The sequence below is a fragment of the Psychrobacter sp. CR212 genome (assembly GCF_059693765.1).
Genome location: NZ_JCATIF010000008.1, coordinates 67,532 through 89,022 on the forward strand (window position 1 = coordinate 67,532; position 21,491 = coordinate 89,022).

Sequence of the window (21,491 nt, forward strand, 5' to 3'; positions counted from 1 at the left end):
CACGTTATAATGATGGTTTATATTGCGCTTCTATGACGCTTTTACGCCATAGAAGACGCGTTATTACCCTATAGGATTATGCTATGTTTGCTATTGCTGCCAGTACGGTCACCAGTTGGGGCTTGTACGTCTTACTGCCGATATTCATCGCTTTCTTATTCTTTATCATGTGGGATATCTCTAAAACCTCTGATGCTGGGCGCGCAGGTACCTTTTGGATCTTTTTGGCTCTTGGCGCAGGCTCTGTTGGTTTCATCCTTAAAATAGTCATGGAAGTCGCTTTCAAAAAATGGCTGATATAATCAGTCATTTTTCGTCATTAAATCCCAAATATTTCTTATCGAGCCTTATCGATAATTGCTTGTGTTTGCTTAGCAGATAGATCATATAATGCAGCGTCACTTCCAGCGGGCTGCAATGTCCCATAGTTTTTATTATTTAACCACAGCTCAGCCTTATCTTTGGATACTTTTGATGCCAACTGAATTTGTGCCTTTGGCAGCGCTACTTTTGGCGATACGGTGAATAGCACTGAAGCAGGCTTATCTATTGAGGCGTCACTTGAGTAGCCTGCTACTCGGCAAGTACGCGTATTATCACAAACCACTTGCCAGTCGTCTTGTACAAAGCCCCAGCCTTCAGACGGTGTGCCGTATCCTGCCATAGCAGGTAGCGATAGCGAACCGATCGTAGCCATCATTAAAGCAGCTGACATTTTCATTATTACTTCCTTGTATTGTTATTCTACTCAACGCTATTTTTTTGCAATCAAAGTCGCACGCATGGGAGCAGGATATCCTTCGATGGTCTTAGTTGAGTCATTAGGATCTAAGAAGTCTGCTAACGAGTGGTAGGTCATCCATTCGGTTTTTCGTTGTTCCTCTGTTGAGGTGACGGCGACATCGACACAACGCACGTCTGAGAAACCTGCTTTTTCTAGCCAGCCAATTAATGCCGCCACCGATGGTAAAAAATGCACATTATTCATCTGCGCGTAGCGGTCGTGCGGTACTAGGACTGTATTGGCATCGCCTTCAATAACTAACGTCTCAAGCACTAGCTCACCACCTTTAACCAACTGCCCTTTCAACTGTTGTAAATGCTCGAACGGTGACTGGCGATGATAGAGCACACCCATGCTAAATATGGTGTCAAACAACTGGCTATGCTCGGGCAATGCCTCAAGTGGGACAGGGATATAATGCGTGCGATAGCGGCCTGTCTCATGAGCATCCGCGCTACCGACAAAATGACGAATCGCCATAAACTGATGGTAAAACAAGCACGATGGATCAATGATAATGACGGTATCTGCTCCCGCGCCAGCCATACGCCAACCGTGATAGCCAGAGCCGCCGCCGACATCTAATACGCGGCGACCATCTAGCCTACTCAAATGCGGCGCAACACGTTGCCATTTCCAATCACTATGCCACTCGGTATCAATCTTAATACCTGATTCATCATCGCCAATCTGAAATGGGCCTTTACGCCACGGCATCAGCTGCCTTAATAGCGCTGTCGTTTGTTTATGCTGAGACTCATTTAGACTTGCCTCAATCGTCAATGTATCGCTGTTTAGATCGACGTGATTGACCGTCAAATTTGGCAAACGAGCGACTGACGCTTGATAAGCAGGCGCATGTGCGTAGTTAGCTTTGTCCTTGATGTCATTTAACCATGTTGGCAGTCGCGTCAGCCATTCATAAGCGCTCGGCTGCTGCTGAGCCAGCTCTAATAGGGTTAAATATAGTTCGCGTTCGGCGTGCGTGATGGTGTCGTTTAGCATAGAAGCAGATTACCGTATTGATTAAGAAATAACTGTGTTAAAAGTAAGGATTATCTAAACGCCACAATAGAAACAAAATTTAAAAACTGAAACCACGTCAAGTGACGCTTAAAGCCAACCTGATCTAACCGTGCATGATGCTCATCTAACGTATCCGTAATCAGCACGTTTTCTAATGCATTACGTTTGCCACTGATTTCCATTTCGGTATAGCCATTGGCACGTTTAAAATCATAATAACGCTCAACCAACCACGCATCATACTGCTCATCAAAGGCATGGGTTTTTTCGGTTAATACCAGTATGCCGCCTTCGCTCAAGGCCGCATAAATTTTTTCTAATACTGCGACTCTATCGGCTGCTGGTAAAAACTGTAGCGTTAGGTTTAAAATCACCATGTCGCATGGCTCAAGCTCAACGTCGCGAATGTCTGCAGTAATGACTTCGATATCGTGCTCAGGATAATTGTCACTCAATAACGTCGTGGCTTCGGACGTCATCGCGGGGGAGATATCAATCGCCTTAATCTGCAAATCTTGCCGATCAAACTCACCAGCCAGCGTCATACTGGCGGCACCAAGCGAGCAGCCCAAGTCATAAACACGGCTAACGCGCTGACCACTATCGCTCTGCTGACGATACTTGCAATGACGACGGGCAAATATGGGCAGCATGGCCAATACCTGACCATAACCGGGTACGCTACGGCGAATCATATCGGGGAAACACGCCACCACTTGCTCATCAAAAGAAAAACGCGCCGCTTTGTCCAGCGGTGTGGTAAATAGCGTATCATGCTGGATGGCTGGGGCAGTATCGGGCGTTGGCTGGCTCATGGTCACACTCATTATTCAAATAAAATGATTGGCAAACCGCACCGTTTTTATTAGCGCTGCGGTCATACCACACGTAGCAAAAGCCCATTATAACATTACTATTTGTTACTTATCGCCACCAGATGCCCTGCTAAGCTAAACGACATTGTTTGATAGATAACACCTAGGCAAACAACGATGATTTTATATTTATAAAAATAGGAAAAAATTATGCAAACAATCGTATTAGGCGGTGGCTGCTTTTGGTGCACCGAGTCTGTCTTTTTATCCGTAAAAGGCGTACAGTCTGTCGTTTCAGGCTATATGGGCGGCGATGCAGTATCAGCCAATTATGAAGCCGTATGCGGTGGTGACACTGGACACGTCGAAGTCATCAAAGTCGAATTTGATGAGACGACCGTCCCGTTGGAAGTCATCCTCGACGTATTTTTTGCCACGCATGATCCCACAACGATGGATCGTCAAGGCAATGACGTTGGCAGTCAGTATCGCAGCGTGGTCTTTTATACCGAGGAAGATCAGAAACCAACGGTTGATCGCACCATTAATAAGCTGCGTGACATGGGCGTCAATGTCGTCACAGAAGTACATCCTGCCGTTGAGTTTTACCGCGCAGAAGAGGCGCATCAAGACTTCTTTAACAGAAACCCAGGACAGGCTTATTGCAACTTTGCCATACCACCAAAGCTTGCTAAATTGCGTAAAGAATTTAGTCAATATATGACGAGCTAAACGATTGATTAACAAATCCTGCTTGCTAACAGCCAAATGCTTATAAAATAGGTGTTTGGCTTTTTATTGTGTTCAGCATTTTCAAATAAGACGTTATTATAAAGATATCAACAAATACCTATAGATAGGCGTAAATTATGAATCCCGAATTTTGGCACAAACGCTGGCAAGAAAAGCGTATCGGATTTAATCAGTCAGCTGTTAATCCATTATTAACTGAGTATATTGATCACTTAGATTTAGCAGTCGGCAGCCGTATCTTTGTGCCTCTTTGCGGCAAATCTATCGATATGGTTTGGCTCGCGGCACAAGGGTATGATGTGGTGGGCGTTGAGTTGGTTGAGACGGCCGTACAAGCATTCTTTGCTGAACAAAATATCCAACCTATTGTCTCTCAGCATGTAGAAAATCCAGATATTAAATGCTACCAAGGTCAGCTGGTAGATGGTGATGAGCAGCGAACTATTACACTCTGGGCCGCTGATATCTTTGCCTTGACCTCTACAGATCTAGGTACTATCGATGCGATATATGATAAAGCAGCTTTGATTGCTCTGCCAGCTGATATGCGTCCCGACTATAGCGAACAGATACGTAAAGTTAGCGACAATGCGCCACAATTGCTAATAACGCTTAATTACGATCAAAGTAAAAAAGATGGGCCGCCGTTCTCTATCAATCATGAGCAAGTGCAGCAGTATTATGGCAGTCACTATCAGATCTGTAAGCTAGCAAGCGAGCCTAGCTCTATTGGCTCCATGCCTAATCTAAAAGTCACAGAGCATATTTGGCTATTGAAATAAGCAACAAAGAATTGGTTTGCGCAGCAATGAGTTAGTACTCAATCACAAGGAAGAAGCGCAATGAAAATATTCGTTGGTCTGATAAGTTTGATTGCTGTCTTACTGGTCGCGCTTGCAGGGCCACTTTATCAATTTGGCATGATCGGTTTAGCGAATGCGTTTACAGGGTTTAAATTTGAGGTATTTTATTTGCTGGTATTGCGGCATCAATACTATTAGCCATACAGCTATTGTTTAAACGAAACACGGCGAGTATTGGTAGCGCGTTAATCTCAGCAGTGCTTGCTATCACTGCCATTGCTATCCCTTTAAGCATGATGAATACCGCCAAAAACGTACCGCCCATCCATGATATTTCGACCGACTTGATGAACCCACCTGCATTTGTCGCCATTGCCCCACTACGCGCTGATGCACCCAATCCAGTCGCTTACGATGGTATCGAGACCGCAGAGCAACAGCGTATCGGTTATCCTGAATTACAGATATTACGTTATGACCAAACGCAACCTGAATTGATTGCGGCAAGCACACAAGCCATTGAAAGCTTGGGCTGGGAGCTGGTCAATATTGATGCAGATAAAGGCATTATAGAAGCGACGGACACCACTGCTTGTTTCGGTTTTAAAGACGATATCGTCGTACTTGTCACGGATAGCGAGAATGAACGTTTAGTCGATATACGTAGTAAGTCGCGGATTGGTGGTAGCGATTTGGGTAAAAATGCGGCGCGGATTCATGGCTTTATTAAAGAGTTGGATAATTTGCTAGCTAAGTAGATAGGTTCTATTTGCTAAAAAATCTCTGAAATTTAAATGCTGTCTGACACTTTGAACTTTTAGCTCAACAAAATACTCTCCCAACCTCACGCCATCGTCAATTTATCGTAACCATTCATAATCTTAGTACTTCGACAGCTTTTCTTTACTGTTTAGATTGGTTACTCTACGTTAATATCGTTTTTTACCTTTTGCTTTTTTCTCTCAATAATCACTTTGATGTTTATAGGATATTTTCATGCGTTTGACTCCTTTTTCTACCTTGTCATTGCTTAGTGTTGCAGTTGGCATTAGCCTTGCGAGCACTGCCCAAGCAGCTCAGCCGCCCGCTCCAAATCTGTCCAATAGTGAATTTCAGCAATGCTTGGATGGGCTAAAAAATTCGAGCAAGTTTCGCGGTGTCAATAGCTATACCTTTAACAACTATCGTCCAAGCCAGCCTGATCCTAGTGTCATTCAGTCACTCAACTATCAGCCAGAGTTTCAAAAAGACGTTTGGGATTATCTATCCGCGCTAGTAGACAAAGAGCGTGTCGAAGATGGTATCCGTGCCAAGCGCCAGTGGCGTGACACGCTGCGCCAAATCGAATCGCGCTATGGCGTAAAAGCAGAGCATGTGCTTGGCGTATGGGGCGTAGAATCTAACTTTGGTCAAACCTTAGGTAAAAAACCCTTGTTTGAATCTTTGGCGACGTTGTCTTGTTTTGATCGTCGTCAAAGCTATTTCCAAGGTGAGTATGCCAATGCGCTAAAAATTGTGCAAAATGGCGATATCGCACCCAATGACATGACGGGATCGTGGGCAGGTGCGTTTGGGCAAACGCAGTTTATGCCTAGTACCTTCTTAGAGCTAGCCGTAGACGGTGACGGCGATGGTCGTCGTGACCTTGTTAATAGTGTGCCTGATGCACTTGCCTCTACTGCAAACTTCTTGGACAAACGTGGTTATCGCACGGGTGAGCCTTGGGGTTATGAAGTCAAACTACCTGATGGATTTTGGGCGGCTTCTAGCCGTAAAGACAAAAAATCTATCAGCCATTGGCGCAATCAAGGTCTAACGCTGGCTAACGGTAGTCCGCTGCCTTATGACTTGAGTAGTGCGGGTTTATTGCTACCAGCTGGTGTCGATGGTCCTGCGTTTTTGGTTGGTAAAAACTTTGATACGTTCTACTCGTATAATGCTTCAGAAAACTATGCCTTGGCTATCGCCCATTTATCAGATTTGATTACTCGCGAAGACAGTAGCAAAACAGACTTTATCACTGCTTGGCCAACAGATGATCCTGGTATCAGTCGTCAACAAGCAAAAGATATTCAGCAAGCCTTGTTAAATGCAGGCTATGATATTGGTAGTGTTGATGGCATCATTGGGGACAACACGCGCACGGCTATCCAGCAATATCAGACCAGTCGTGGCATTTTCCCAGCAGATGGACGCGCAGGCCAAAAGTTCTATCGTGCTATCGTTGGTAATGCAGCACCAAGTCCAGGGCAGTACGTTCAGCCAGCAAATAGCCGACCTTTGAACCCTGCGCCTGCCGATCGTATGGGGCAGCTAATTGAGCAGCAGACCACTACGCCTAATAGCTATTCTTCTCAACCATCGATAAGTCCTTCAACTTCTACTAATACGCGCTATCGCCGTGTTGCTAGTGCCGATGGGACGATCAAGCTAGTTCGCATTGACGAAGAGTCATAATAATGTAACGAATAGTCCTACCGTAAATCATTAAAAAAGCCACGCTATAATTAGCGTGGCTTTTTTAGGTTTGATGCCTAGTGAAGACCTTCACCTATCACATCGATATTTAAAGAAAGATTTAGACAATGGGTGGCGGGTTTGGCTTACCGTTGTCACCGTCCCAGTTTTCACGAGCGTTATCATCTAGATCAGCAGCCGTTTTTGGCTCCCACTTGCCATTTTCTTTCCAAGTCGCATCACCCCAGTCTTCGTCTTCTGCTTTTCTATCCAAATCTTTGTAGGCTTGGCTTGGATCGATGCCGCGACGTTTCATATCTGCCACTTGTTCTTCTAGTGTATGAAATTGATCAGCGTCATGCATGTTTTTCTCTAGACCATCAAGCTCTCTTAATAACTCGTCATTTTTAGCGTTGCTCATTATGCACTCTCCTTAATCGATCAATAGTATAGTGTAGTACGTCTTATGTATTTTTAATTCTGACACAAATTCTTGTATCTGATGGCTATTATTATCACGAGTCTTGAGTCAATTCACAACCATTGCCGCGTATGCTTTGTATTACAGAACGTAGTCAGGAGCATAAGATGTATTTTTGCCCATATTTTATGAAAAGCTAAAAGGTGAACGTATGCCAAAACCTAATGTCACTCATCTGTTTGAGCGTTTTCAGCTTCTAGTAGGCTTCTGGCATGAAAAGTAAGCTTCCAAAGCTCTTGTGACAAACGTGTACCGTAGGTCGTCAATTGTATCCAGTTGGCGCTTACTAGCTGACGTTGTAGGTTATTGAGATCATCTTGAGAGATTTGGCAGCGTGAGACAGCGTGAACGTTTGGCATATCGTTTTTGATATCTATCTCAGCTTTTGGGGAGATCAGACGATTAATAGCATTTTGTAGCCCGTAGCTCGAAAATGTAGACGGTATTTTCATTAAGGTGATTAATACTTCTTGCCAAGATAATATTACTTCTCTGGTAACATCCTTCAAGTTACCACCTTCATAAGCTTGAGCACTATATTGCACATCAAACGTTTGTGACAATACAATTGGTTTGCTAACATTGTCAGCCGCAAAACCCTCATCAACAGAACGTTCTTTCTTGGTATTGGTATTGGTATTGGTATTGGTATTGGTATTAGTATTAGTATTCTTAGATAAGAGATCAGCAAGTCTTTCGGCGACCGTTTGTCGACTAAATTTAATCATCTCCTCAGTCGCTCTCACCCAGCCACCTCTCACTTTATGACTGGCTACTGCACTGTAGTAGGCTTGTACGAGTAACGCTTCGATATCGTCTTCTGTATCATAGTAATAAATCTGATTGTCTTGCCTAGAGACGAGTTTAATCAGTTCTTGTAATTGGCGACTGACACCCGTCTCTTGGTATTGATTTTTGATGAAAATCAGTAGGGGCTTGGCTTTAGCTTTGGCATTCAGGTAACTCAAATGCATTTGGCTCACGCCTGTCTTTTGTACGGCTCCGTAACTGTCTCCAATGATCATCAATGCATAATCACAAGAATCAATACATTGTCGACCATATAGCGAAGCTTTTGGCAACTTGCTAGACACGTCATAAGTCAAAAACGCCCGTACTTGAAAAAATATCGCTACGCTGTCCAAGACCAATAATTGATCATTATCAGCACATATAACATGAATGTGATAGCGGCGATGTGGCACGATTACCTCTGAGCTTAGATTGCGGCATAAAAGGGAATAAAACGAAATAGAGCAAAAATATCTTGTTTTGTATCAACTCGCACAGTCTTGAGAAAATACATTCGACGTATTTTAACCACATCCATGCTGCAATAAAGGTTTTTGCATAAATATCTTTGCTAACCATTACTCAGAATAGTATTGCAGTATAGTCTCTTGACCAAGTAAGCGTTCAATCAAAGCGCTTAGTCTATCACTATATTTAGTCGCATGGAAAGTTAATGGCTGTCTAATATCGACATTTGTCATATCGATTGTATTCAGATTATGAATACTTGTCTTGTCCAAAAAAGCCGTGGCGAGTTTACTTTCGCTCAAAAGTTGCTTGACTCGTTCAGCGATGGCTTGCCCAGAGTCAACCACCTGTATGGTCAACTGCTGCTGCGCAATTTCGTCTAATAAAAAAGATTTAAAAAATGGATAATGTGTACAGCCGAGCACGAGATGATCAATTCCTTCATTTGCAAATGCCCGTAGCTGTTGGCGTAGACGCTGAGCCGTCTCATCCTCAACTGGCATGCCAGCCTCTACCCAAGGCACCAGTTGTGGATCAAAATATTTTGTCACCACCGTACCATTTGGATTGGCAAAATTGGTAATAACGTCATTAAGCAGCCGGCCATTGAGCGTCGCCTTAGTGGCCAATACCGCGACATGACCGCTGTTGCTTGCCAATATCGCAGGCTTTAACGCTGGTACTAGACCTACAATAGGCATATTCGGATAAGAGCGTCTCGCTGTATCTAGAGCATAAGCTGATGCGCTATTACAAGCGATCACAATTAGCTTACAGCCTTGCTTATGCAGCCATTCAACGGCTTTTAGCGTGAGCGACTCGATATCATCGCTCTCGCGGTTGCCATAAGGGACATTTAAAGTGTCTGCATAATATATATAACGCTCTGCAGGTAACTGCTGAGCCAAATGCAAATAAACTGATAAGCCGCCAATCCCCGAATCGAATAGTCCTATCGGAGCACGTTGGGCATCATCAATGCTGATTGCATCGATAACCATTGCATTCATGCCAGCATTGTTAATAGAAGTCTTTGACAGCACATGACTATCCAAAATATTTGTTTGTTCTATATTTGCTTGACTTGTTGTCATCTGATTTGCAGCACTCGCCATCGTTACTTCACCGCCACTTTTAGATACATATCATCATCTCTATATTATCTCTGATTTCTACTCAATCAGAGATATCTGCGTTTCTTGTATTATGACATCTCCACTGATGAAATGGATTTTATTGTCATAATCTATAAATGCTGCTGTTGATGTATTAACGTTTAACGGTCTGGCATAGTCATAGAATAAGACTTCCCACCGCTTTGTAAGGTCAACATCGTCTTACCATCATGCTCTGTTAGTTCACCAATCTCCGTCAAATGATAAAAGCTATTTCGTCCAATCAGCGCGTTCAGACCATTTCTTACTGGCATATAAGGGCGTACTTGCGACTCATCTATACGGTCTGCGGCATTATCAGGCTGATATGCTTGTAAGCTAATGGGATGCTCATCGTCCAAGCGCACCACGTCACCGGTGGTGGTCACAAACTCCAACCAGCTCATATAATTTTCTTTTACGATACCGACATCATTGATCAGCAATGGCACATCTTCTACTTGAATACGAATTTTTTGCACAGGAGTTTTCAAAAAATATTCGGTTACACCGTCGTTCTCTTCTTTCCACAAGATGGTTGCAAAGAGATTGACGAGTGACTGTCTGGTCATTTTCCCACCCTCATGCCACCACTCGCCATTTGCTTTTATCACCAGATCCATATCGGCAATATTTTCTGGATGCCATTTATCAAGCGGCGGTATTTCTCGCCCTTCACGAGTGGCAGCGGTTGATTTGAGATATTGGCTGAGGGCATTCATATTATTTATACTAGAGGTCTTATTGACTGGGGCTTCCAAATTATTTCCGTTATTCCCATCAGTATAATTGTTATCATTATTCATCGCACAATCCTTTATATAGTATTCAAAGTTTGGCAAATCTATTATTACTATAAATTTTTGTTTCGGGTATGATGAAGCTTTATCATCTAAACACCCTTATTGTTTCAATATAACCTTAACACCGTTGCTCATAAATGCGTATCGTGTTTGTAGGACTTTTCTTTTATAATGAGTAACGATTTTTTATTGAAATGGTCAAGTGGATTTTGTATTGATGACACATTTTTATCGGGCAGCCATATGTCTGAGTGACGTTAGCGCCGCAAATCTATTATTCGGTTGTTACGCTAATGATGCCCTGAGATAAGCCACTAAAGTTTAGGAGTAGGTATGCAAGAGCAAGACAATCAAGCGCCAGTTGTAGACAGCACTACTGTAGACGCTGACGCACCAGTAGTAACAGAGACGGCAGCGCCAGTCGTAGAGCCGGAACCTGAGATCGAGCGTGAGTCCATGGAGTTCGATGTCATCATTGTTGGTGGTGGACCTGCAGGTCTCTCTGCGGCTATTCGTTTACGTCAGCTCGCTATTGAAGCCGGTAACGATGAATTTATGGTGTGTGTGGTCGAAAAAGGCTCCGAGTTTGGTGCCCATACCTTATCAGGTGCAGTCATCGAACCACGTGCCTTGAATGAGCTGATTCCAGACTGGAAAGACAAAGGCGCACCGCTTAACGTACCAGCGACGGAAGATCGGTTTTATTATCTAAACTCTGCCACACGTTCAACTCAAGTACCGCACTCATTGATTCCAGGCCCAATGCATAATGACGGTAACTACATTGTCTCATTAGGCAATGTGGTTCGTTGGTTGGCTGTACAGGCAGAAGAGCTTGAAGTGATGATGTTCCCAGGATTCCCTGCCGATGACATCTTATACAATGACGATGGTTCGGTCAGAGGTGTGTTGACGGGTGATATGGGTGTGGCTGCCAACGGCGAAGCCAAGCCAAGCTTTGAGCCTGGCTATGAGCTGCTGGCCAAATACACTATTTTTGCCGAAGGTAGCCGTGGTCACTTGGGCAAACGCTTAATCAGTCGTTTTGATCTAGATAAAGACTCTGATCCTCAGCATTATGGTATCGGTCTAAAAGAGCTGTGGGAAGTCGAGCCTGATAAGCATGAGCAAGGCGTGGTCATGCACGGTCTTGGCTGGCCGTTGACCGAAACTGGCTCAACTGGCGGATGGTGGTTGTACTTCGATGAAAACAACCAAGTGAGCTTTGGCTTAGTGGCGGATCTGTCTTATCACAACCCTTACATGTCGCCATTTGATGAGATGCAGCGCTTGAAGACCCATCCTGTCATCAAGCGTGTTCTAGAAGGCGGTAAGCGTATTTCTTATGGTGCCCGAGCGTTGACTAAAGGCGGGCTTAACTCATTACCAAAATTCACATTCCCAGGCGGTGTGTTGGTGGGTGATGATGCTGGTTTCTTGAACCCCGCAAAAATCAAAGGCACCCATACCTCGATGAAGTCAGGCATGCTCGCCGCCGAAGCGATCTTTGAGGCGCTACAGGCAGAGCGTCAGCATGACGAAGTAGTGGCTTATAGCACCATGTACAAAGAATCATGGCTCTATCAAGACAACTATGAGGCACGCAACTTCTCTCCTGCAATCCACCGCATGGGTCTGTTTATGGGCGGTGCTTTCACCTTTATCGAGCACAACTTATTAAAAGGCAAAATGCCACTGACCTTGCATGATAATGTACCAGATTACGATCAGTTAGAGCGCGCCAACCATGCTTATCAGCCGACTTATCTCAAGCCTGATGGCAAGCTGGTGTTTGATAAATTGTCATCGGTATTCATCTCAAATACCAACCACGCAGAGGATCAACCAACGCATCTGAAGCTGACTGATCCAACCGTGCCTATCTCTATCAACTTACCGCTCTATGCGGAGCCTGCACGCTTGTATTGTCCAGCGGGTGTATATGAAGTGGTCAAAGATGCTGAAGGCGCCAAATTCGTCATCAATGCGCAGAACTGCGTGCATTGTAAAACATGTGACATCAAGGACCCATCACAGAACATCACGTGGGTAACCCCAGAAGGTGGCGGTGGCCCTAACTATCCAAACATGTAAAAGATGATGTAACATCATAAAGATCAATAAAAACCGCTCTTCTCTGTATAAAGAGAAGAGCGGTTTTTTCGTTTAAGCAGATTATGTTGACCTACTACTTATAACTCTAAACTCTCTGAGAATAGAATTTAATCCATCCAAGCATGATGATTGGCCTCGTCTTTCGGCTTCACACAGCTGTCAGGATTAAAGATGGTTTTCCGTTCTATAAGCTGATTTTACAATCAGCACAATCGCTGCTGAGAGTTGGCTACAGTGAGCCTTGTCTTAAAAACATCATGATGACTGCTTGATGGTTATTGTTCGCTGCACAAAGACGAAGGCCATCGCTGAAGTACAGTCTAGCGATAAGTGGCGGTATTTTGACTAAAGCGCGGCTATTTCGTTCAGCTTATCTCTTTTTTACCTATTCTATGAACCATAAAACCTATACATTCAATTTATTGCTGCCATTTTATAACCGTATTCATTTGTATCCATACGCAATAGTTAACTTTTGTTTTATTAAATAGTAGATATCACCTTTATTTCAATTAAAAATACGATATTAGTAATAATTTGCCTACAATATCCGATTACCGTTATACTCGAATCCATATGAGGACAAAATCATTATTGAGATAAAAAATATTAGCAATCAGCCATATTTTTTAGCATTTTAAATCACCATGAAGGTTGTGGATTTAACAAAATTGACGTATAACTGTCCATATATCGGATATTTATTTACTGTGGGTAAAACATTACCTGTTTGATACTAAGTAGTTGCATTCATATATATTTTGTTACAAAAAGCTTGTGAAATATACTTATTGTGAATTACTGAGATTTTGTATATATTCCCAATAGGGTTTAGATGATTGATGCTTATAGTATCGATATAACCCTATTATGGCGTACACGTTTGGATCATTACCCAATGACGTTCCACCATAACCATCATGGTGATATAACCACCATGTGAACGAGCCATACTCTCTTTTGTCAAGAAGACAAGAGTTAAAAAAGACAGCGGATTGTCTCTCTTCGGCACCACTCCCTCTTTTTTTCATGATGATGGCAATAGCGTTAAGCACTGACTGGCCAATCGCCGCATGCTTACGCGTAATAATGACCATGTACGACCTGTAATCGTTTGTCTATCTACTGTTTTTAGTCACCACAAGTGTGCTAAAAATATAACAAGCGTTATCCACCTGTTGGTTTGATCGGCCATTTGATCGCTTGGTTTGTATCTAATCTATATACCGTTAATAGCTTCTACAATCAGATTGGGTGTTATTAACAAAGTATTGGTACACATCATCATTGAATGGCTATCGCCAACCACTCACCCTGTTTTATGTAAGACAAAAGGAGTTGTCCTATGAAAAACCATGATGATCCCTCTGGATATTGGCGTGCCAATGTGCGGCTGATTTTAGGTTGCCTAGTCGTTTGGGCGCTGTGTTCCTATGGCTTTGCTATTTTGCTAAGGCCTTTATTGGCGGGCATCGCCATTGGCGGTACTGATCTGGGCTTCTGGTTTGCGCAGCAAGGCTCTATTGCGATCTTTATTATCATCATCTTTTTTTACGCGTGGCGTATGAATAAGTTGGATAAACAATATGGCCTAGACGAGGAATAGCCTTATGAGTCAATTTGTAATTAATATTATCTTTGTGGGGCTGTCTTTCGCGCTATATTTTGGGATTGCGATTTGGGCGCGTGCAGGGTCGACCAGCGATTTTTATGTGGCAGGTGGCGGTGTACACCCCGTACTCAATGGTATGGCAACAGGCGCAGACTGGATGAGTGCAGCGTCATTTATTTCTATGGCAGGTCTACTCGCGGCAGGCGGCTACGGTGCGTCTTCTTATTTGATGGGCTGGACAGGTGGCTATGTGCTACTGGCCATGCTACTGGCACCTTACTTGCGCAAGTTTGGTAAATTTACGGTTCCTGATTTTATTGGGGACCGTTTTTATTCTAAGACCGCAGCCATGGTCGCAGTTGCTTGTTTGATTATTGCGTCAACCACCTATGTTATCGGTCAGATGACGGGTGCTGGCGTGGCATTTTCGCGCTTTTTGGAAGTCGAGAACAACACAGGTTTGATTATTGCAGCATTTGTGGTGTTCTTTTACGCGGTACTTGGCGGTATGAAAGGGATTACCTATACGCAGGTGGCGCAGTATGTGGTGTTAATTATCGCCTATACCATTCCTGCGGTCTTTATCTCGCTTGAATTGACGGGCAACCCGATCCCTGGGTTTGGTATGTTCTCAACTCATACAGAATCAGGCTTACCGCTATTGACCAAACTTGATCAAGTGGTGACAGATTTAGGCTTTGCCTCGTATACCGCTGATGTGCCCAATAAGCTAAATATGGTGCTGTTTACGTTGTCATTGATGATTGGTACAGCAGGCTTGCCGCACGTCATCATTCGCTTTTTTACCGTACCCAAAGTGGCCGATGCGCGCTGGTCAGCGGGTTGGGCATTGGTCTTTATTGCCCTGCTCTACTTCACTGCGCCTGCGGTAGGCTCTATGGCACGTTTGAACTTACTTGATACCATCTACCCACAAGGCGTGAATGAGCCTGCACTCGAGTATGACCAACGTCCAGATTGGATGCGTACATGGGAGCAAACAGGTCTAATCAAATATAACGATCTAAACGGCGATGGTCGCATTCAGATGTATAACGATAGTGGCCTTGGCGCAGCGGAGCTGGCTTTAACCAATGCCGAAACCGAAGGTGGTGATGTTGGCGCGGCTACTACGGCGGTTGACGCCGCTCGCGTCTTACACGATCTTGAAGCTGAAGGCCGTTTTGCTGATGCAGGCTGGGCAGGTAACGAGCTAGATGTCAATAACGATATCTTAGTATTGGCAAACCCAGAGATTGCGCAGCTACCACCATGGGTGGTTGGTCTGATCGCAGCAGGTGGTCTGGCCGCGGCACTATCAACCGCCGCAGGTCTACTGCTCGCCATCTCATCAGCCATCAGTCATGATTTGATCAAAGGTCACTTTAACCCCAATATCACGGATAAAGGCGAGCTGATGGCGGCGCGTGTCTCGATGGGTGTCGCGATTGTGGTCGCCACATGGTTGGGTATGAACCCACCAGGCTTTGCTGCTCAGGTGGTGGCACTGGCCTTTGGTATCGCAGGGGCGTCGCTCTTCCCTGCCTTGATGATGGGTATTTTCTCAAAACGCATCAATAATGTCGGCGCGATTGCCGGTATGCTCACAGGCCTAATTACCACCTTGGTCTATATCTTTATGTACAAAGGCTGGTTCTTTATCGCTGGTACGGCCAACCTACCTGATACGGCTGAATACTGGATTCTTGGTGTCTCGCCACTGTCATTCGGCGCGATTGGAGCGCTATTGAACTTTGCAGTTGCCTTTGCAGTCTCTTACGGTACCAAAGCGCCTCCAAGAGAGATTCAAGAGTTGGTCGAAAGTGTCCGTTACCCACGCGGTGCAGGTGGTGCGGTTGATCATTAAGCCGACTTTCTTTTTTATCTGTTAAGATGACCATCACTCATGAGCCATAGCTGCTTGTGGGTGATTTTTTATGGTATCACTGCTTGATTGATGAATTAACCAACTGACACATTGACCCACCGCTTTGAGGATTTATTTTATGATTTATGAGTTTATTGCGACCATCGCTGCTGGGTTTGGTATGGCTGGGTTGGCACTGATTATCACACATTTGAGCAAACTGGCAGGAAAGCGTACGCCCAAGTGGCTGATTCCATTGTTTGCTGCCATCGGTATTTTTGCGTTTCAGATTCATCAAGAATACAACTGGTACGATCAGCAAGTGATTCAGCTGCCAGAGGGTGTCACCGTCATCAAAAAAATCGAGGATACCGCTTGGTTTCGACCTTGGTCTTACCTAAAGCCTCAGACCGTGCGCTTTATGGCTGTTGACAACGAACGTGCGCGCAGTGCCGATCAGGGTCTATATTTGGTCAATTTATATTTGTTTGAGCGGCGTATGAGTGTACAGCAGATGCCACAAGTGATTGATTGCCGTGCGCCTGCACGTGCCGACTATAGGATACCTGTAGCCAAAGACCGTGAGCTTGGCTTGAGAGAATATGTGGCAAATACCACCCAATGGCGGCCGCTAACTACTGACGATCCTTTGTTTTTGAGTGTTTGTCAGTCAAACCAGTAAAACCACACCATTACAAGATGGTTAAATCAGCAGCCTTGAGCACTTATTGATGGCGACTGACACTGGTATAGTGATGCTTGGAAGTTGCCCCCAGCAGTAACCCTGCGCACAATCCCCCAAAATGTGCGGCAAAAGAGACTCCCGGCTGCGGCATCAGTCCTTGCTTGATGGTCAGCCAGTAACCTGTTCCCATGATAATACAGGCCAATAAATATCCCCAACGCCGCGCAAATAATGCACCGCCTATCATGTAACCAAACATCGCAAAACACAACCCTGATGCACCGATATGAATAGAAGATGGTGACCCGATTACCCATGTCACCAGCCCTGAAGCCACAACCAGTTTGATAATGGTACGGTAAGCGTTTTTCTCAAACAGTCCAAATAAAAATAAAATTTGTAGTAGTGTTACTGTGTTGCCAATTAGGTGTGACAAGTTGCCATGCATCGTCCATGATGCAAATACCCCTATCATGCTACCCATATCTAACGCGCGCGGTACAATCCCAAAGATATTCCACAGTCCAAATAGCGCCACTTCATTTAAAAAAAACATACCCCACATCGGTATGAGTACAAAAGCGTATAAACCAACAACCTGCTTTATTCGCGCCACAATCAAGTTGAGCAATTGCTGCCAATTCATATACCATCCTATTGTTTAAATTTCGCTTATCTGTACATGCTCAATGATTTACTACAAATAGTGGGCGCACAGCAGGCTTGAATGACAATAATGTTGCATCTTTATCATTAGTTAGATAGCTATCACCGTGCAGTAACGACGTCGAACGATAAGGAACCAAGGCTGTAGGTATAAATCGACGTGCTGCATCGATATGCTTGATTGAATCATCAAAGAATATATGCGGTGCAAATGTCCTAAGCACTGCTGTTTTTTCCAGCCCTCCTAAAAAAAATGCCATATCGACATTCACGCCCCATTCTCGCAGCGTTTTAATAGCGCGCAAATCAGCAGGTGCATTACGGGCGGTCACAAGCGCAATTTTGATTGGGGAATACTGTAAACCAGCCGGTAAACGTTCCTGTAAATTTGACAGTTTGATCAATAGCTCAGCGTAAGGGCCTTTTTCAATCGGTAAATCACGCATTTTTACTTCACGATCGTGAAAAGCTCGTAGCCCCTTTTGCTTATAAAGTAACTCACCTGAGTCATCAAACAATACTGCATCCCCATCAAAGGCAATGCGTAGCTGATCGGTATCAAGCTCATAAGTGTTAACAGGAGTGGCGTCCAATATCGCACAAGCGCAAATGTTGGCATCGGCGACTTGCTGAGCGTCCTCACGGTTGGTCGTCAAAAACAAATCCACATTAAAATCTTTGATATAGGGCGCCACAGGACTTCCGGATACAAAGGCGGAACGTGAAATATTCAAACCGTTGTCACGAATGGCATTGAGCACTTGAATGCCAGTATCAGGACTGCTCTTTGAGACGATGACGACTTCCACAAGTGGCGACTCGGTCGTTAAATCCGCTGATAGACAGTCGTTACAGTAATTATTTAGATTGAGCAGCGCTTTGATTAATGGATATCCTGCACCACTATCTAATGGCTGATCTTCACGCTTCGCCATATAATCGCGAAACTCCTTTACTGCCTCGTCAGGGCGCTGCTGTAGTAGCTGTAAAAGGTGGTTCTCAGACTCCGTTAAGTCAAACAATGCTGTCGCTGATATAGCCACTATTAAAGTATTGGTTAAATCGACTGCCATATTATCCGTTCTCTATTCTAAGCATGGTATTGGTTAATGCTCATCAGTTTAGCAATTAAACCTCAGTAGGTAAGTAAGATTTTATTATTGGCAACTCTTTAATAGTAATCACTTTTGTATTGATAATTTATTAAAAAATACTTAATTATCATTATCACTTATTAATTTAAACTATATAATACTATTGGAATATATCCCCTTGGCCTCAAATAAATAGCTAAGAGTAATAAATCAATGCTCACCAACAGATATTAAAGAATCAGGAAAGAATAATGAATAATACTGTAGCGAATAGTAAAAAAGATATTGTGACCCAATCGCGTCAAATCGAGCAGCTTTTTGCTGGAGTCGATACCCAAGACGGCGCTGGTGTTAAACTCACTCGCGTACTGACGCAGCAGCTGCAACAGCGCCTCGATCCGTACTTGATGCTAGATAACTTCAAAAGTGACAATCCAGATGATTATGTCGCAGGGTTCCCCAATCACCCGCATCGCGGCTTTGAAACCATTACTTATATGATTACAGGCCGTATGCGTCATCGTGATAGCGCGGGTAATGAAGGGTTATTACAAAACGGCGGCGTGCAGTGGATGACAGCGGCGAGCGGTGTGATCCATTCAGAGCTACCGGAACAAGAAGACGGCGCGATGGAAGGCTTTCAGCTGTGGCTTAATCTACCTGCCAAAGATAAAATGAATGACCCTTGGTATAAAGACTTCCAAAGTGAGGACTTGCCTAAATACACAACTGAAGATGGCGTAGACGTTACGGTAATCGCAGGTAGATCGCATGGCGTAGAAGGTGCAGTCACCCGCGACATTACTGAGCCGACGTATTTGGATATCCATCTACCCGCAGGGACTAGCTTTAGCCAAGCGATTCCAGCCGATCACAATGCGTTTGCCTTTGTCTATCGTGGTAAAGTAGAAATCGAAGGCGAAACCGTACCGACTAAGAACATGGCTATCTTGAAAAATGATAACAATGCCGATGGCGTGACTATTGCAGCCGATAGTGGTGAGGATACCAAAGTGATTTTAATCACGGGTCGCCCACTACGCGAGCCGATTGTGCAGTACGGTCCCTTTGTCATGAACAGTCAGCAAGAAATTATGCAAGCGGTCACTGACTTCCAAAGTGGTAAGTTTGGTGAAGGGGCTTAGTGGTTAGCTTAGTTTGTTTGAATATTTTACTAGATGTAGAAGCCCGTATTCGTTCGCTAATATGGGCTTTTTTATGATGAAAAGTGATTAAATCTTTGATTATTGAAGATCAAATATTTCCATTCTCTCTAAATACTATTAATTTTCATATGTCAGTATAATAAAAAATATTTCAGACTCTACTTATCCTCATTATTATTTGGCTTAATAAATTTGTTTAATTCTGAATCTAGCAATAGTTTATCGACTTCATCATCATTAATTCTTTTATTTTTCCTTAGAGCATTAATTACTGATCTAATTTCAAAGCTATATTCAATTTGATCATTTTCTCCACATGCTTTAATTAATTTCTGTATTTGATCTTTGTTATAATCAACCGCATACCTAATAACTGTTGAAGCAAAATTATTTGCTTGCTCAAACGTCTCTGACTTTGAATATAGGTCAATTATGCGATCACTAACTTGTATTGGGATTGCAAAAAAGACGGATCCATTCAATTCATCTCTAGTTGCTCTACGCAACCTACTCTCAGCAGCCGTCTTTAAATCCGAAATTGATAAAAATATATCTATGTCGTCAAGTTTATCCTTTGGCAAGCCTTCAACATATGTTTCAATTTTTTGCTTGATATCAGTTTCAAAATGTAACCAGCTATCTTCAACATGAGCTATGACTGGAATTATTTTATCGAGCTTTTTACTCTCCAATCCTCTAATAATGCTTGAAAGCTTTTCTGATAAAGTGGATATGTATATTTCCCTATGAATAGTTCCTACAGCATTTAAAGCTGTTGATATCCTACGAACTTCTTTATAGTCCTTAGTATCAGTTATTAGTTTCTTTAAGAGTACTATCGTAAAATTTCTGATTAAACTATCTCTCGCTTTTTTTAAAGGACTATTTTCGAAAGCTACTATAGCTTTCTGGATATCAGTAGGGAAATACTCAGAACTTACTTCTGCTGTTAAAGTTTCTAACGCATATTTTCCTTGAGCTGGTGGATGTTGAAGCAAATGTTCAACAGCATATCTTAAATGCATTCTCGCTAGTTCAGCTGACGGGTTAAAAACTTCACTATCTACTGTCATCGAAGGATGCGCACATCTATTACGATCCTCTTGCAACCTATTTAAATCAATAAACTCAACGGGAGATATTATTTCAAGCTTATCTCTACAAATAGTCAATATATCTCTTTCAAACTTTAATGACGCTGCTATGTCTCCAACTCTTCGAGCTTTTTCAAAAGCATCAATTTGTCTTTCCGCCTCTCTGTCTCCAGCAAGTGTTAACTCTTTTAATTTATCGATAATATCAAAAGATACTGCAATCCATGTAGAAACAATAGAAGATCTAAAAGCACCAGCTTTATAGCAAGAAACTGCCTCTTTTACATAGCTTGTTGCTTTTTGATCTCTACATTTTAGAACGAGCTCATCAAGATCAGACAATAGAGAAGCCATTAAATATACCTAAAATAATTATAATCCGGAGTTAGAAACATGATACCAAATATAGTTGTAAAAAAAGAAATACTTCATAAAAAAGCCCCTTGATACGTCAGTATCAAGGGGCTAATCAAAATAGAGAGCTGACGATGACCTGAGAACCGTTAAAAAATTGCATGCCAATTTTAGGTTCGAAAGAGCTATTCCTTTAAATAGGAATAGCTGCGTAGGTCACATAGTGATGACTAAATTATAGGTAAAAAAAAGAGCCACCCAATTAAGGATGACTCTTTTTAAGTATAAGGAGCTGACGATGACCTACTCTCACATGGGCGAACCACACTACCATTGGCGCGACGATGTTTCACTTCTGAGTTCGGGAAGGGATCAGGTGGGGCCATCGTGCTATTGTCGTCAGCAAAGGGGGTTAGATATGAGTCTGTTTGTGTGACTTTTGATAAGTACCACGTAACCTAACTGAATCAAGGTTAAAGGTGATATCGAAATATTTTCTGTC

21 protein-coding genes and 1 rRNA gene are annotated in these 21,491 nt (G+C 43.3%); 11 read left to right on the forward strand and 11 right to left on the reverse strand.

Translation table 11 applies throughout. The features are described 5' to 3' along the window. Positions 1–83: 83 nt before the first annotated feature. On the forward strand, positions 84–302 hold the full coding sequence (locus AC58CZ_RS12900) for a DUF2788 domain-containing protein (RefSeq protein ID WP_071002875.1): 219 nt from the start codon (positions 84–86) through the stop codon (positions 300–302). A 35-nt stretch (positions 303–337) separates the two neighbouring features. On the opposite strand, the gene AC58CZ_RS12905 is transcribed toward AC58CZ_RS12900, so the two are convergent. From AC58CZ_RS12905 to cmoA, 3 genes are read right to left on the reverse strand one after another with little or no spacing between them, the layout of a single operon-like run. Then, positions 338–721 (reverse strand): DUF1176 domain-containing protein, encoded by a 384-nt coding sequence (locus AC58CZ_RS12905; RefSeq protein WP_494224859.1) that lies wholly within the window; start codon positions 719–721, stop codon positions 338–340. Between the two features lie 33 nt (positions 722–754). Further along, positions 755–1,789: a tRNA 5-methoxyuridine(34)/uridine 5-oxyacetic acid(34) synthase CmoB gene (gene cmoB, locus AC58CZ_RS12910; protein ID WP_494224860.1), complete on the reverse strand. Its 1,035-nt coding sequence runs from the start codon at positions 1,787–1,789 to the stop codon at positions 755–757. Positions 1,790–1,839: 50 nt separating this feature from the next. Beyond that, positions 1,840–2,625 carry a carboxy-S-adenosyl-L-methionine synthase CmoA gene (cmoA, locus tag AC58CZ_RS12915; RefSeq protein ID WP_494224861.1) on the reverse strand — a complete coding sequence of 262 codons (786 nt, stop codon included), beginning with the start codon at positions 2,623–2,625 and terminating at the stop codon, positions 1,840–1,842. A 210-nt stretch (positions 2,626–2,835) separates the two neighbouring features. Here cmoA and msrA point away from each other — a divergent pair, with 210 nt between their 5' ends. The 5 genes from msrA (at position 2,836) to AC58CZ_RS12940 (ending at position 6,638) form a co-directional block, all read left to right on the forward strand. Continuing rightward, entirely contained in the window at positions 2,836–3,357 is a 522-nt protein-coding gene (gene msrA, locus AC58CZ_RS12920; RefSeq protein WP_494224862.1) for a peptide-methionine (S)-S-oxide reductase MsrA, read from the forward strand. 137 nt (positions 3,358–3,494) lie between these two features. Continuing rightward, complete coding sequence (tmpT, locus tag AC58CZ_RS12925; RefSeq protein ID WP_494224863.1) at positions 3,495–4,160, forward strand: thiopurine S-methyltransferase; 666 nt, start codon at positions 3,495–3,497, stop codon at positions 4,158–4,160. A gap of 60 nt (positions 4,161–4,220) precedes the next feature. Further along, positions 4,221–4,379 carry a hypothetical protein gene (locus AC58CZ_RS12930; protein ID WP_494224864.1) on the forward strand — a complete coding sequence of 53 codons (159 nt, stop codon included), beginning with the start codon at positions 4,221–4,223 and terminating at the stop codon, positions 4,377–4,379. Between the two features lie 11 nt (positions 4,380–4,390). Further along, positions 4,391–4,939, forward strand: a complete 549-nt coding sequence (locus AC58CZ_RS12935) for a DUF1499 domain-containing protein (protein ID WP_494224865.1) — start codon at positions 4,391–4,393, stop codon at positions 4,937–4,939. Positions 4,940–5,177: 238 nt separating this feature from the next. Further along, a complete protein-coding gene (locus tag AC58CZ_RS12940) occupies positions 5,178–6,638 on the forward strand; it encodes a lytic murein transglycosylase (RefSeq protein WP_494224866.1) in 1,461 nt (486 codons plus the stop codon). Between the two features lie 121 nt (positions 6,639–6,759). On the opposite strand, the gene AC58CZ_RS12945 is transcribed toward AC58CZ_RS12940, so the two are convergent. The 4 genes from AC58CZ_RS12945 to AC58CZ_RS12960 form a co-directional block, all read right to left on the reverse strand. After that, a complete protein-coding gene (locus AC58CZ_RS12945) occupies positions 6,760–7,059 on the reverse strand; it encodes a hypothetical protein (protein ID WP_058024783.1) in 300 nt (99 codons plus the stop codon). Between the two features lie 227 nt (positions 7,060–7,286). Next, positions 7,287–8,324 carry a DUF4062 domain-containing protein gene (locus AC58CZ_RS12950; RefSeq protein WP_494224867.1) on the reverse strand — a complete coding sequence of 346 codons (1,038 nt, stop codon included), beginning with the start codon at positions 8,322–8,324 and terminating at the stop codon, positions 7,287–7,289. A gap of 165 nt (positions 8,325–8,489) precedes the next feature. Next, positions 8,490–9,389: a glutamate racemase gene (murI, locus tag AC58CZ_RS12955; protein ID WP_494224874.1), complete on the reverse strand. Its 900-nt coding sequence runs from the start codon at positions 9,387–9,389 to the stop codon at positions 8,490–8,492. A gap of 266 nt (positions 9,390–9,655) precedes the next feature. Next, complete coding sequence (locus AC58CZ_RS12960) at positions 9,656–10,339, reverse strand: DUF1285 domain-containing protein (RefSeq protein ID WP_494224868.1); 684 nt, start codon at positions 10,337–10,339, stop codon at positions 9,656–9,658. Between the two features lie 453 nt (positions 10,340–10,792). Between AC58CZ_RS12960 and AC58CZ_RS12965 the strand changes: the two genes are divergently transcribed. The 4 genes from AC58CZ_RS12965 (at position 10,793) to AC58CZ_RS12980 (ending at position 16,612) form a co-directional block, all read left to right on the forward strand. Next, a complete protein-coding gene (locus AC58CZ_RS12965) occupies positions 10,793–12,430 on the forward strand; it encodes a 4Fe-4S dicluster domain-containing protein (RefSeq protein WP_494224875.1) in 1,638 nt (545 codons plus the stop codon). A gap of 1,366 nt (positions 12,431–13,796) precedes the next feature. Continuing rightward, complete coding sequence (locus AC58CZ_RS12970; RefSeq protein WP_071002865.1) at positions 13,797–14,057, forward strand: DUF4212 domain-containing protein; 261 nt, start codon at positions 13,797–13,799, stop codon at positions 14,055–14,057. Between the two features lie 4 nt (positions 14,058–14,061). After that, on the forward strand, positions 14,062–15,930 hold the full coding sequence (locus AC58CZ_RS12975; protein WP_494224869.1) for a VC_2705 family sodium/solute symporter: 1,869 nt from the start codon (positions 14,062–14,064) through the stop codon (positions 15,928–15,930). A 139-nt stretch (positions 15,931–16,069) separates the two neighbouring features. Next, positions 16,070–16,612: a hypothetical protein gene (locus AC58CZ_RS12980; protein WP_494224870.1), complete on the forward strand. Its 543-nt coding sequence runs from the start codon at positions 16,070–16,072 to the stop codon at positions 16,610–16,612. A gap of 43 nt (positions 16,613–16,655) precedes the next feature. On the opposite strand, the gene AC58CZ_RS12985 is transcribed toward AC58CZ_RS12980, so the two are convergent. Both AC58CZ_RS12985 and AC58CZ_RS12990 read right to left on the reverse strand, forming a co-directional pair. Further along, on the reverse strand, positions 16,656–17,261 hold the full coding sequence (locus tag AC58CZ_RS12985) for a rhomboid family intramembrane serine protease (RefSeq protein WP_494224871.1): 606 nt from the start codon (positions 17,259–17,261) through the stop codon (positions 16,656–16,658). Positions 17,262–17,301: 40 nt separating this feature from the next. Beyond that, a complete protein-coding gene (locus tag AC58CZ_RS12990; protein WP_075107294.1) occupies positions 17,302–18,354 on the reverse strand; it encodes a 5'-nucleotidase in 1,053 nt (350 codons plus the stop codon). A 272-nt stretch (positions 18,355–18,626) separates the two neighbouring features. Between AC58CZ_RS12990 and AC58CZ_RS12995 the strand changes: the two genes are divergently transcribed. Beyond that, positions 18,627–19,520, forward strand: a complete 894-nt coding sequence (locus tag AC58CZ_RS12995) for a pirin family protein (protein WP_494224872.1) — start codon at positions 18,627–18,629, stop codon at positions 19,518–19,520. 179 nt (positions 19,521–19,699) lie between these two features. Here AC58CZ_RS12995 and AC58CZ_RS13000 read toward each other — a convergent pair whose 3' ends face one another. Beyond that, positions 19,700–20,989 (reverse strand): hypothetical protein, encoded by a 1,290-nt coding sequence (locus AC58CZ_RS13000; RefSeq protein ID WP_494224873.1) that lies wholly within the window; start codon positions 20,987–20,989, stop codon positions 19,700–19,702. Positions 20,990–21,279: 290 nt separating this feature from the next. Then, a 5S ribosomal RNA gene (rrf, locus tag AC58CZ_RS13005) occupies positions 21,280–21,393 on the reverse strand. Positions 21,394–21,491 lie beyond the last annotated feature (98 nt).